This window comes from Planktothricoides raciborskii GIHE-MW2, from assembly GCF_040564635.1.
GTDB lineage: Bacteria > Cyanobacteriota > Cyanobacteriia > Cyanobacteriales > Laspinemataceae > Planktothricoides > Planktothricoides raciborskii.
Genome location: NZ_CP159837.1, coordinates 647,146 through 659,920, shown reverse-complemented (window position 1 = coordinate 659,920; position 12,775 = coordinate 647,146). Strand labels below are relative to the sequence as shown.

10 protein-coding genes are annotated in these 12,775 nt (G+C 44.8%); 8 read left to right on the top strand and 2 right to left on the bottom strand.

The features are described 5' to 3' along the window. Window positions 1–8: 8 nt before the first annotated feature. On the top strand, window positions 9–350 hold the full coding sequence (locus ABWT76_RS02580; RefSeq protein WP_054469603.1) for an STAS domain-containing protein: 342 nt from the start codon (window positions 9–11) through the stop codon (window positions 348–350). A 236-nt stretch (window positions 351–586) separates the two neighbouring features. On the opposite strand, the gene ABWT76_RS02575 is transcribed toward ABWT76_RS02580, so the two are convergent. Continuing rightward, on the bottom strand, window positions 587–877 hold the full coding sequence (locus ABWT76_RS02575) for a hypothetical protein (protein ID WP_054470484.1): 291 nt from the start codon (window positions 875–877) through the stop codon (window positions 587–589). A 10-nt stretch (window positions 878–887) separates the two neighbouring features. Next, window positions 888–1,805 (bottom strand): IS4 family transposase, encoded by a 918-nt coding sequence (locus ABWT76_RS02570; protein WP_054470481.1) that lies wholly within the window; start codon window positions 1,803–1,805, stop codon window positions 888–890. A 658-nt stretch (window positions 1,806–2,463) separates the two neighbouring features. Between ABWT76_RS02570 and nrdJ (ABWT76_RS02565) the strand changes: the two genes are divergently transcribed. From nrdJ (ABWT76_RS02565) to opcA, 7 genes are all read left to right on the top strand, one after another. Continuing rightward, entirely contained in the window at window positions 2,464–3,702 is a 1,239-nt protein-coding gene (gene nrdJ, locus ABWT76_RS02565; protein ID WP_354635600.1) for a ribonucleoside-triphosphate reductase, adenosylcobalamin-dependent, read from the top strand. A 354-nt stretch (window positions 3,703–4,056) separates the two neighbouring features. Further along, window positions 4,057–6,066 (top strand): ribonucleoside-triphosphate reductase, adenosylcobalamin-dependent, encoded by a 2,010-nt coding sequence (gene nrdJ, locus ABWT76_RS02560; RefSeq protein ID WP_190879313.1) that lies wholly within the window; start codon window positions 4,057–4,059, stop codon window positions 6,064–6,066. Window positions 6,067–6,222: 156 nt separating this feature from the next. Further along, complete coding sequence (locus ABWT76_RS02555) at window positions 6,223–6,450, top strand: hypothetical protein (RefSeq protein ID WP_054469602.1); 228 nt, start codon at window positions 6,223–6,225, stop codon at window positions 6,448–6,450. Window positions 6,451–6,975: 525 nt separating this feature from the next. Continuing rightward, window positions 6,976–8,028 carry a class 1 fructose-bisphosphatase gene (gene fbp / locus ABWT76_RS02550; RefSeq protein ID WP_054469601.1) on the top strand — a complete coding sequence of 351 codons (1,053 nt, stop codon included), beginning with the start codon at window positions 6,976–6,978 and terminating at the stop codon, window positions 8,026–8,028. A gap of 82 nt (window positions 8,029–8,110) precedes the next feature. After that, entirely contained in the window at window positions 8,111–9,244 is a 1,134-nt protein-coding gene (gene tal / locus ABWT76_RS02545) for a transaldolase (RefSeq protein WP_354635599.1), read from the top strand. A gap of 453 nt (window positions 9,245–9,697) precedes the next feature. Beyond that, entirely contained in the window at window positions 9,698–11,227 is a 1,530-nt protein-coding gene (zwf, locus tag ABWT76_RS02540) for a glucose-6-phosphate dehydrogenase (RefSeq protein WP_354635598.1), read from the top strand. Window positions 11,228–11,344: 117 nt separating this feature from the next. Then, window positions 11,345–12,676 (top strand): glucose-6-phosphate dehydrogenase assembly protein OpcA, encoded by a 1,332-nt coding sequence (gene opcA / locus ABWT76_RS02535; RefSeq protein ID WP_354635597.1) that lies wholly within the window; start codon window positions 11,345–11,347, stop codon window positions 12,674–12,676. The last annotated feature ends 99 nt before the right edge of the window (window positions 12,677–12,775 follow it).

Sequence of the window (12,775 nt, the reverse complement as noted above, 5' to 3'; positions counted from 1 at the left end):
TAAAAAGTATGATTTCTGACATTAAATACGAAGTCGTTCGACCCAGCGGAATTCTAGACGGAACTCAGGCAAATCAATTGCGTAAAGAAATTAACGCTCAATTGGAGAAGGAATCTGAAGTGGTTTTAATTGATTTGAAAGATGTAACATTTATTGATAGTTCAGGGTTAGGCGCTTTGGTTTCGGCATTAAAAATGGTGAGAACTAAAGGCAGTAAGTTATTTATTTGCTCCATTAACGATCAAATCAGAATGTTGTTTGAATTAACGAGTATGGATCGGGTATTTAAAGTTTATAAAGACGAGGAAAAATTTAAGGCAGAAGTTTTTCCCAATCTCAAAAAAGGTTGAAGTTATGAAATTTATCGGTAAGTTAATTAAATAATTAATTGATCCATTGATTTAGCCAGTCTATTAGCGGTGCGGTATTTTTGGTTTAATTTACCGCTAATACTGGCGATTTTTAGGTGGGTAATTAGCGATTAAATCCGATACAACTCAGCCACAAGAACTCAGTGGGCGATTCCGCGTGCATATCGGATCCCGAAGCTTGCCCCCTCTTCGGCTAATCTTGTAGGGGTTTTGATTCATGCAGTAGAACCAAGCTTAATAAAGAAAAATCTTTCGATTGCAGTAGCTAGGACTTTAACCCCAGGGTATGGTTGCTTTTTGGTAGGTGCAAAGCCGACAATTTTGGCCACAGCTAAGACAGCATCACGTATAGAGATGATTTTTTTAGAAGATACTTTTTCTAACAGAATCACCTCAGACTCATCAAACAGAATACTGGCACTTTGGTCTGGGTTTTCTCTGACGGCATAAGTAAGAGCGAGAATCTGCCAAGCCACGACCGAATAAAAAGCCAAGGAGTTAATCAATGTCTGAATATCATCTTGCTTGTAATTTTTCCACCTGTAAAGCACCAGACTTAAGAGTGTAATGAAAGCGTTCTACCCGCCATCGCAGGGCATAAAATCGAGTCACCCTTTGGACATTACTGGTAGTGGCAATCGGAAGACTGGTCAGTAAATACCATGTGGCTGCATCTTCTGAACAGAAGATATCTTCGTTTGTTTTGGGATCGATACAACCGATCTCTTGGGCGACCACCAAAGATAAACCTTGGGTTTTATGCTTGTTGGCACTCAAATTTTTATCTGGATAAACATTGACTGCCCCTGCCCGTAAGCGAAGAATCAGTTCTACTTCCCGGTTTTGACGATAAATGCGTACTCGTTGGGTTCCATAGTCGGGCAAGTGAGACGACACATCGGGCAATTGGCAGACTATATTACTGCTGACGATTTCCAAATTACGAGCTTGATATACCCTGACGAGCAGATCTACATTTGTCTTTCGTTCGGCTTTAAAAAAACTAAAAACATCTCCTTCTCTATCTTCTACGGTCACAAAGCGTTTGCTCGATTGACTGGCTTGCTGATTGATGGCATTCAACCCCTTGAGCCATTTACTACTTTCTTTTTCTCCTTCTGGCAGGTCTAAACCTCCGTCTCGAGTCCAGTATTGTTGTCCTAAGAGTCCTAGGGGTAAACCTTGTTCATTGAGCAGTAGTACATTATGTTGCATCAATCCTCGGACATTCCCTTGTATTACCCCTAACCCAGACATTTTTTTATGTCCTGAGTAGTTGTAATAAGTTGTGTCTTGCGCGGCGATCACATATTCCCCAACCGTTGCTTCGGCTCGTTCCATCGTTGCCTGAATGTGTCCTGACAACATGATCTCTTGATTCATTTCTGGATGAGCAAATATACCCGCTACTGTTTGACGAAAACTGTTACCCATACACTGGGAAAAAGATAGATTCGGCTTGTTAATCGCCAAGTTGTATGCTTTTTCTAGACTTTTTTTACCTGGGGTCGAAATTTTCCTTGGGTGATAAACTCTGTCATGGGATGATTGCCTCAAGCACTCCGGGAATTTTCATCTTAGCTGATATAGCAATCCTATTTCAATCGTAATATTTTTGTCGGGGCAAATCCTTTTGCGCGGTGGCAAGCCCCTGCGCGTTTAGGGGTAAGCTCACGCTTGCCAAACCTGTTACCCCTACAATTCCACAACTGATATAGGACTGCTATATCGGATCAATCGCGGATCTACACGCAGAGGTTTGCTTAAGACCGTGAGTGTGTTGAGCAAACCCCTACAAGATTAGCTCTTCGGCGGGGGGGGGAATCGCGCCTCCATTCCCGGTATGGCATCCCCATCGCGGGTGTTTGTATCGAATGACAGAATATAAATATTGACTTGTGCGATCTGGAGAACCCAAGTCTGGGGGCTGCTTGATGGTAATCAGCGGCTATTGCCAGAAAAATTAGCGGCTTGATAGCCACTATCAATAGGGTTAAATTTTTGTCTTTGCTGACTTTGACCACTATATATCTCTACCTCTCTGTACTATGATCTTGTATTTGGTCTACTGTCGAATCAAAGCATTAGCATAATGGTTCAAGAATTAAATCGAGTTGGCAAAAGTAGTGATTTTCCCGATACGACCCCCGCAGCAAATCCGGTGTTTTATCGGACTTACAGTCGTCATACCCCCAATGGGACGGAGAGTTGGCAGGAAGTGTGCGATCGCACCATCAGCGGATTAGCCAAGCTGGGTAAGCTAACTGCCCAAGAAATTGACCTGTTATGGCGGATGCAGAAGCCCCTGAAAGCCTTACCCTCTGGTCGTTGGCTCTGGATTGGCGGGGTAAAATGGCTGGAAGCCCAAGAAAATTTCTCTGGTGCCTACAACTGCACCAGCACCAATGTGGATGATTGGCGGGCTTTTGGCTTGATGATGGATTTGGCGATGATGGGTTGTGGGACTGGGGCGGTACTCGAACCCAGATATATTAACCAGTTGCCGCCGATTAAGAATCATCTCAACGTGACCATCGCCGGTGAAATTGGCACCACAGCCCCAGAAAACCGCCGCGACCTGACCGAGGTGGTGGTTGACGGGGCAAGAGTTCGCATCCATGTCGGGGACTCCCGGAAAGGTTGGGTTGATTCTTATCAATGTTTGTTGGAACTGTCATCAGACGATCGCTTTGATGGGGAAGTCCAGGTGGCGATCGACCTTTCCGACGTGCGACCAGCGGGAGAACCGTTAAAAGGATTTGGCGGTGTGGCCAACCCCGTGAAATTGCCGCAGTTGTATCAACGTTGCGCGGCGATTTTGAATCGGGCTGTTGGCCGCCAATTAAATTCGGTTGAATGCTGTTTGTTGATTGATGAAGCCGCAACGACCATCGTCTCTGGCAACATTAGAAGGTCAGCTGGAATGCGCCAAGGAATTAGCGATGATGCGCTATTTTCTCAGGCGAAAAGTAATCTCTGGCAACAAGATGAAAATGGCAATTGGCGCATCGATCCCGAACGGGATGCCCTGCGGATGGCCAACCATACACGGGTATTTCATCACAAACCCACGGAAGCAGAATGTATTGAAGCCGTTCAGCAACAATATTATTCAGGAGAAGGGGCGATTCAATATGCTCCAGAGGCGATCGCTCGTGCCAATGCCGATATTTTCCATACCCCTGAATTGAAACAAGAATTTATCGAAATCTACACCTCTTTAGGGTTAGAAGAAACTCGCAATTGGCTGAAAACAAATTATCCCGAAATGCCCGATTATGAGGTAGAGCATCGTTTACAACGATATGGACTCAACCCGTGTGGTAAGTAATTTTGCCTCACGTTAAAAACCCCGCAAAAACGGAGAAGGCTGAGATGCTAATTCCGTGGTAAGCAAAAGAAATAAAAAGCTTTTGACACCGTACAGCGTAGAAAGTGAACCTAGAATTAACTCCGATTAAATCTAGAATATAATCTTTCCAAGAGTGTGGGGGCATTCATTAATAAATCTCTAATAAATCTAGAGAAATCTACCAAAAAGATGAATGCAAAATGTACGCGGAGCTACTACAAAATCAAGTAGTAGAACTAGGGGATAAAAAGCCTCTAGGATAACAAACTGGAAATTATTGGTTCGACTTTTCACTGTGTGGCGGGGGATACCTTCCTGATTACGCGATCGGGCATGGCTCCGATTAAGTCCCTCGTGGGGAAAACCGTGGAGATTTGGAACGGCAAACGCTGGAGCCAAGTCGTGCCCATTCAAACCGGATCCTCGCGCTCTCTCTACCGCGTCCAATTTAGTGACGGCACTTACCTGGATGTCACCGAAGGCCACCGCTTCTTTGTCAAAGATCGCTTTGAGAAGACCTATCAAGAGCAGACCACAGCCCAACTGATGGCGGAGTGGGAAAATCGCAAATATGCGATCCACACCGAACCCTTCACCATTGACTACCAAGACGGCTTATTCGTCGATCCCATTTGGGCCTATACCCTGGGTCAGTTAGTGGGAGATGGCTCAGTTTGCGGATCCCAGGAGAAGCCCGAACTTCAATTGCGCTTATATGGCGCTAAAAGCTATCAGTCCCTGGCAATCGCCGGTCGTACCTCTGGAAAAATCAACTACTATGCCGAAAACCCTGATACACCCTGTCTCCTCTACAGCGGTTTTGAGCAGCAGCAGTTCGATGGTCATAAAATTCGGGATTTGAAAGCCAATGCCCTCGCCTTGGAAGAAATTGCCACCTGGAACCGGGAAGGCATTCTTCACTTTATGGCCGGTCTTGCGGATGCGGATGGTAGCGCCGTGCCATCAGGAGGGATTCGGATTTACTTGTCCGGCTACGATCGAGCCTACCGCTGCTACCTGCTCCTACTCAAGTGCGGTGTTCGTTCCTCCATTAATCTGGTTCAACGGGCGGGGACAAAAACCAACCTGGGAGCACGGAAAAAAGACCTTTGGTATCTCCAGATTACCGATTGTGCCGCCCTCCCCTGCCAGCGTCTGAATGTGAGTGGAGGTCACACCCCGCCATCCAAAGGAAAATGGCAGGTGATTCGTAGCATTACCCCGATACCGGGACTCCATGACACCTTCTGCTTTGAAGAACCGGAGTTTCATAAGGGCGTATTTGGCGGAACTCTGACGGGTCAGTGCAATTTGTCGGAAATCCACCTGAACCAAATCGATCCCCATAATTTAAAGGAACAAGAAGAAGCCTTTACTGCCGGGGCTATTTCTGTAGCGACTTTGCTCAATCACAAATTTGTCGAGCCGCGCTATCAAATCAGTCGGGAACTTGACCCAATTGTGGGGGTTTCTTTCACTGGCTTATTTGATTTCTTTGTTAAAGCTTTTGGGATTGATTGGTTGCACTGGTGGGCCGAGGGACGCCCGGAAAGCCCCGAAGGATTGGAGTTTAAGCGCCGAGAACAAGAATATTTAACTCGTTGGCGGGAAATTGTCCGCCAAGCAGTGTGGGATTATTGCGATCGCCACGGGTTAAAACGTCCCAACCGTTACACCACGGTTCAGCCCAGTGGCACCAAATCTTTGCTGACTGGGGCTTCTCCCGGTTGGCACCCCCCGAAAGCCACTCGTTTTATCCGGCGGATTACCTTCCGCAAAAACGACCCAGTAGCCCTAGCCTGCATTGACTATGGCTACAACGTCATCCCCTCCCAGTCCGATAAAGATGAAAACGGTCATCTACTCAATGACCCATTTTCCCCCTTATGTACAGAATGGCTGGTAGAAATTCCCGTGGCGGTGGTTTGGGCTGATCTTCCGGGCGCCGATCAAGTTGATATTTCCAAGTTCTCAGCCTTGGCTCAATTTGACTTTGCCATGCAAGTGCAAAAGCACTATGTCACCCATAACACTTCTTCTACCTGGGAGTTGCGTTCTGATGAGGTGGAGGCTTTGGGGCGCAAAATCTACCAAGCGATCCAAAATAATGATGGATATATCTCAGCGGCTTTGTTAGCTCGTTTTGACGATCATCAATCATTCCCCCGACTGCCCTTTGAGCCAATTTCCCATGAAACCTACGAGCAGTTATGTAAAGATGTCCTGAAGCGCCGGAAAACCGATGATTTTCATGCCGCCTTAGCCACTTACAGCACTGGTTATGCGGAGGAAGCAGGGCCTGCTGGTTGTGATTCAGACAAATGTCTGTTCCCCCAAGCATAAACGATTGATTGTTATTGGTTATTGGTTATTGGTTATTGGTTATTCGCTCTGTGGGTTAAATAATAAATAACGAATAACCAATAACAATTCATCCAAAGACGGAAACGCGCTAGGATCCTTAATATTGGCGAAATAGATAAAGGAGATTGGTAGGAAATGTTTATGGATGAGTTAACACCCGTGTTGAAAGAACTGACTCAATACCCAGTTGCGTTTTTGGGTGGATTTGTCTCAGGACTGTTGGGAGTCAAACTCACTGATGATCCGGTGAAAAGCTGGCTCCAAGAACAAGGGGTTGCCAGCACGGTTACTTCCAACTCTGACAATGGTCAAAACCGCAATGGTGGCAGTAGTAGTGGGCCTCAGTCTATTTCAATTGACTAACGTCTCGTTTTAGCCCTGATTCGATCAAAGGTCTGTTCGACACATCCGAGCAGACCTTTTTTGCTATGTTCAATAGGATTTCAAAAATTTTTTCGGGCGCGATCGCCTAGATTTGATTCATGTTCACAAAACGTCGGAAAAGTTAACAATTTCTTAAACTAAAAATAGTCATAAACTGAATATTTTAAAATCCAGTTATTATACACGATCAAAATAATTTGCCTGATTTTTTTAGATTATTTTAATATTTTTCCCAGCATTGATGAAATTGTGTGAGGCAATCTTCCAGGGGCGTGAAGCGAAGAGCCACATCGGGCGATCGCCTTTGGTATCCAGAGACTCGGTAAAAACACTTATATAAATATCTTGATTTCTGTAATTGATCTAAAGTTCAGCCACAGAATAGTAAATCTATCTTTAAGATAGGAAAGAAAGCAGCAACCGCTCGGATGATTAAAATAAGAGAAAATCAGTGCGGGTGCTGCGACACCTGAAAATGCCACTGGAAATGATCGCATAAACATTATGTCAGAAACTCATCAAGAAGTGACTCAGGAACCGGCACTCGATCGCGATTGCACCACCTTATCCCGTCATGTGCTCCAGCAACTGCAAAGCTTTGCCCCGGATGCTCAGGATCTCAGTTCTCTAATGAACCGAATTGCTCTAGCGGGAAAGTTGATTTCCCGTCACCTGAGTCGAGCGGGGTTAATGGAAGGGGTGCTCGGTTTCACTGGTGGGGTGAACGTGCAAGGGGAATCCGTGAAAAAAATGGATCTTTATGCCAATCAGGTGTTTATCTCCGTTTTTAAACAAAGTGGCTTAGTTTGTCGGTTGGCTTCCGAGGAAATGGAAAAGCCTTATTATATTCCCGAAAATTGCCCGATTGGTCGCTATACTCTGCTTTATGATCCGATTGATGGATCGAGTAATGTTGATATTAACCTAAATGTTGGTTCTATTTTTTCCATTCGTCAACAAGAAGGAATTGATGAGGATGGTTCCGCCAAAGATTTACTCCAAAGTGGCCGTAAACAACTCGCCGCTGGATATATTCTGTATGGGCCGAGTACCATGCTGGTTTATTCCATTGGTCGAGGAGTTCATGCCTTTACTCTTGACCCTAGTTTGGGGGAATTTATTCTATTTAGTGAAAATATTAAAGTTCCCGAACATGGTCCGATTTACAGTGTGAATGAGGGTAATTTTTGGCAGTGGTCGGAATCAATTCGCAGCTATATTCGTTATGTGCATCGCCATGAGGGTTATACTGCTCGATATAGTGGGGCATTGGTGGGAGATTTTCACCGCATTTTGTTCCAAGGTGGGGTGTTTATGTATCCCGGAACGGAGAAAAAACCGGAGGGAAAATTGCGGTTACTTTATGAAACTGCTCCTTTAGCTTTTTTAATGGAACAAGCGGGTGGTCGCGCAAGTACGGGAACCCAGGAAATTATGGATGTGATTCCCGATCGCCTCCATGCTCGCACACCTTTTATTGTTGGGAGTAAGGAGGATGTGGCTTTGGTAAAATCTTTTATTCAAGAAGGTGAACGACAGGAAAAAGATCAAAAATAATTGGTTGCTGGTTGCTGGTTGATGGTTGATGGTTGATTGTTGATTGTTGATTGTTCCCTTTTATCCCAGGAGAAGGTTTGGAATGAATACTCAAAGTCCGATTTTGCAAATTAAAGAATATGGTCAAAGTATTTGGCTAGATAACTTAAGTCGAGATGCGATTCAGTCTGGTGAATTAAAAGAGATGATTGCCAGTCGCAATGTTCGCGGTGTGACTTCTAATCCGGCTATTTTTGAGAAGGCGATCGCTGGTAACAAGATTTATGACGCAGACATTGCGGCAAATGCCGGTAAGTCGGTGATGGAAATTTACGAGTCTTTGGTGTTTGACGATATTCGCAATGCTTGCGATATTTTGCGCCCGGTTTATGACGAAACTAATGGCTTAGATGGTTATGTGAGTATCGAAGTGCCGCCAAATTTAGCACGGGATACAGCAACAACTTTGGCCGAAGCCAAGCGTTATTTTGCAGCGGTGAATCGCCCCAATGTGATGATTAAAATTCCCGGTACTCCCGAAGGTTTCCCAGCGGTGGAAAGCGCGATCGCGGCGGGGATTAATGTGAATATTACCCTGCTGTTTTCGGTGGATAGCTATGTAGACACTTTCTGGGCTTATATTCGTGGACTAGAACAGCGAGTAGCCGCCGGTCAAGATGTTAGTAAAATTGGTTCAGTGGCCAGTTTCTTTATTAGCCGGATTGATAATGCGATCGATGCTAAACTAGAGCAATTAATCGCCAGCACTAGCGATCCGGTATTACAAGAAAAAATGCGGGGGTTGAAAGGCAAAATCGCGATCGCTAATGCCAAAGTTGCCTATCAAGAATATAATAAAATTATTCAGAGCGATCGCTGGAAAGCACTCTCCGCCAAAGGCGCTCAAGTGCAACGATTATTATGGGCTTCCACCAGCACCAAAAACCCAGAATACAGTGACGTTCTTTACGTCAACGAACTCATTGGCCCCAACACGGTCAACACCATGCCACCAAACACGATTGAAGCTTGTGCCGATCATTGTGAAATTGCCAGCCGCATCGAAATTAATCTCGAAGAAGCTTATCAAGCGATCGAAACTCTTCCCGAAATTGGCATTAACCTAAATCAAGTGATGGCAGACTTATTGGAAGACGGTATTGATAAATTTATCAAGCCTTTTGATTCTCTCCTGGCATCATTAGAAGCTAAAATAAAACAACTTACCCCTGCTTAATCTGGAATAGGACTGAAACCAAATAGCCATCCTTAATATATATAATCTGTAGGGGTCTGTATGGGCAATCCGATGGCGGTGGTTTCCCCGATATATAAGTAGACGGGCAGAAATAAATGCACCACAGACCCCATGAGAAAAAAACTGTCATTCCCGCGAATGCGGGAATCCACAGCCTATCGGTGGGAACAGAAAAGTGCAATTAATTATGTTCACCTACTTATAAGGTGATTGACCCGATATATATAAGGTAATTGCCCCGATATAGCGGTTATTGTCCGAATGAAGTACAGAGGTTTTCTGGATTCCCGCCTTCGCGGGAATGACAAATTTTTTTGTACTTTATAACTATGACAATCGCTATATATATATGGTGGTTTCCCCGATATATATATGGTGGTGTATCAGTCCTGAAAAAACCAAAAAATTCACAATTGTTCGCTAATTTTAACTATGGTTGCATTGCTCGAAAATCCGCTCCGGGTTGGACTACAACAAAGTCGCATTCCCGAACCCCAAATTATGATCATCTTTGGGGCGTCTGGGGATTTAACCCAAAGAAAATTAGTCCCGGCTATCTATCAAATGAAACTGGAGCGCAAACTACCTCCAGAACTCACCATTGTCGGAGTTTCTCGCAGTGACTGGAGTCACGACTACTTTCGCGAACAAATGCGCGAAGGCGTAGAAGAATTTGGCGGTGGCATTGGCGAAGAAGAAATCTGGCGAGATTTTGCCAAAGGACTATTTTATTGCTCTGGGGATATTGACAATCCTGAAAGTTACCAAAAACTCAAAGCATTTCTCAGCGAACTAGATGAACAAAGAGGAACCAGGGGAAATCGGGTTTTTTACTTATCCGTCGCCCCGCGATTTTTTGGCGAAGCTGCCCAACAACTTGGGTTCGCGGGAATGCTCACTGACCCAAACAAACATCGTTTAGTCATTGAAAAACCTTTTGGTCGTGACTTAGCTTCTGCCCAAATTCTTAACCAAGTGGTGCGTCAAGTTTGTAAAGAAGAACAAATTTATCGGATTGACCATTATTTAGGTAAAGAAACCGTCCAAAACTTATTAGTATTTCGGTTTGCCAACGCCATTTTTGAACCGTTATGGAATCGCCAATATGTCGATCATGTGCAAATCACCGTGGCAGAAACCGTCGGGTTAGAAGGACGGGCTGGCTATTACGAAACTTCTGGGGCTTTGCGGGATATGGTGCAAAATCACCTGATGCAACTATTTTGCCTCACCGCAATGGAACCGCCGAACTCTCTGGATGCGGATAGTATTCGCAATGAAAAAGTTAAAGTCGTCCAAGCCACTCGTTTGGCGAATTTAGATGATTTGGACTTGTGCGCGGTTCGGGGTCAATACACTGCCGGTTGGATGAATGGCAAGCCGGTGCCTGGTTATCGGCAAGAAAAAGGGGCTGACCCGAATTCCACCACCCCCACCTATGCGGCATTAAAGCTACAAATTGATAACTGGCGTTGGAAAGGGGTGCCGTTTTATTTGCGGACGGGCAAGCGAATGCCGAAAAAAGTGACAGAAATCGCCATTCAGTTTAAAGAAGTGCCGTATATGATGTTTCAATCAGCGGCTAAACAGGTAAACCGAAATGTTCTGGCGATGAGAATTCAGCCAAATGAAGGGATTTCTATGCGCTTTGAGGTGAAAACTCCGGGCAGTTCTCTGCGGACTCGTTCGGTGGAAATGGATTTTCGTTATGATGCCGCCTTTGGTCAAGCGAACGCTGATGCCTACAGTCGTTTGTTAATTGACTGTATGTTAGGCGACCCGACTTTGTTTACTCGCGGGGATGAAGTGGAAGCGTCTTGGCGGGTTCTCACTCCTGTGTTGGAAGTGTGGGATGCTCCTGCACCCCCGGAAGTGATTCCTCTATATGAAGCGGGAACTTGGGAACCCGTGGAAGCCGAACTACTATTAAATCGGGATGGTCGGCGTTGGCGCCGGTTATAACGATATTAGTTAATATTAGTTATTTGTTATTTCTTGTTGATTATTTGACAATGAATAACGAATAACTAATAACTAAAAACAAATAACTAAAAACAAAGGAAAAGCAAGAATAAAGCAATGATGACACCAATTGTGGCTTTGCAAAAGCCAAAAGATATTTCTCTGGATGAGATTGAAGCGGAATTAAGTAATATTTGGCGCAGCCAAAATGTGGCTGGAGGAAATTCCGTGGCCACGCGAGCCGCTACTTTTAGTATGGTGGTTTATGAACCGGAAGAGTTTCAGCAATTGCTGGCCGCTTTGGGCTTTTATGATGGGGCAATTGATGGGGTTTATGGGTCACAGACAAAAGCGGCGGTGCAAAAAGCTCAGACTATTTATAATCTAAAAATTACTGGGCGCGTCGGACCGCATACGCTGAAAAAATTACGGGAAGAGTTCGCTAAGTTGCCCCCAGAAAGGAAAAAGATTAATAATCTGAATACTAGGGGTTTTAGTGTGAGTGAGGCGATCGCCACTCAAAATCCCTGCCGCATTATTACCATCTGTCCTACTTTTGGGGAAGATGAAGGGGTGACGGCTCAAGTTTCTGCTTATTGCCCGATTCAAAAAAGTAGTGGCAGTAATCTAGTTTGTTGTGAATATATTACCATTCGCGGCACAAAACAAGCTTTAGAACGGGTGGGCGACTTGGTGAAATCTTTGATGATTCCAGAATTGCCCAAGTTTGTTTGGTGGAAGGCAACTCCGAATCCAGAACAGGAGTTGTTTAAGCAACTTTCTAGCTGCTGCAATTGTATTATTGTGGACTCTTCTTATTTTAGCGATCCAGAGTCGGAGTTGCTAAAAATGCAGGATTTAATTGATGCCGAAACTTATATTGCTGATTTGAATTGGCATCGTTTATCTTCTTGGCAAGAGTTAACGGCGGCGGCTTTTGATCCCCCAGAACGTCGCGCTTCTTTAGGAGATATCGATCAAATCACCATTGATTATGAAAAAGGCAATGCCACTCAAGCTTTGATGTTCTTAGGTTGGTTTGCCAGTCGCTTGGGTTGGCAACCGATCACTTATACGGAAGAACGTGGTGATTATGATATTAAGCGGATTAAATTTATCGGTCAAAATCATAAAACCATTGAAGCAGAATTAGCGGGAGCACCTACTGCGGACTGGGGCGAAATTCCCGGTGATTTAATCGGTTTGCGTTTGACTTCTACGAATTGTAATGCGAATTGTTGCACGATTCTTTGTTCTGAAACTACGGGTTGTATGCGGATGGAAGCGGGGGGTAGCGCTCAGAATTGCCGCACGGAACAAGTGACTCCTTTGAGCGATCAAAAAGCGGAGTCCCTGATGAGTCAACAGTTACAACGTTGGGGTCGGGATATGCTTTATGAAGAAAGTTTGGCTGTAACCGCGCAAATTTTAAAGCTGCGATTCGCGTAGCGATCGGCTCTTAAGCGGAATCGCGGTAATTTGTCGGCAATTTACATTGATTTTCAGATTACTAAACCACGAGCGGGCGAAGCATTCCGGTATTTACAT

Excerpts from the sequence above, each read along its gene's own strand:
- zwf (WP_354635598.1), top strand. The coding sequence starts at position 9,698 with ATGGTTGCATTGCTCGAAAATCCGCTCCGGGTTGGACTACAACAAAGT.
- ABWT76_RS02580 (WP_054469603.1), top strand. The coding sequence starts at position 9 with ATGATTTCTGACATTAAATACGAAGTCGTTCGACCCAGCGGAATTCTA.
- nrdJ (WP_190879313.1), top strand. The coding sequence starts at position 4,057 with ATGGCTCCGATTAAGTCCCTCGTGGGGAAAACCGTGGAGATTTGGAAC.
- ABWT76_RS02570 (WP_054470481.1), bottom strand. The coding sequence starts at position 1,805 with ATGGGTAACAGTTTTCGTCAAACAGTAGCGGGTATATTTGCTCATCCA.
- fbp (WP_054469601.1), top strand. The coding sequence starts at position 6,976 with ATGTCAGAAACTCATCAAGAAGTGACTCAGGAACCGGCACTCGATCGC.
- ABWT76_RS02555 (WP_054469602.1), top strand. The coding sequence starts at position 6,223 with ATGTTTATGGATGAGTTAACACCCGTGTTGAAAGAACTGACTCAATAC.
- tal (WP_354635599.1), top strand. The coding sequence starts at position 8,111 with ATGAATACTCAAAGTCCGATTTTGCAAATTAAAGAATATGGTCAAAGT.
- opcA (WP_354635597.1), top strand. The coding sequence starts at position 11,345 with ATGATGACACCAATTGTGGCTTTGCAAAAGCCAAAAGATATTTCTCTG.
- nrdJ (WP_354635600.1), top strand. The coding sequence starts at position 2,464 with ATGGTTCAAGAATTAAATCGAGTTGGCAAAAGTAGTGATTTTCCCGAT.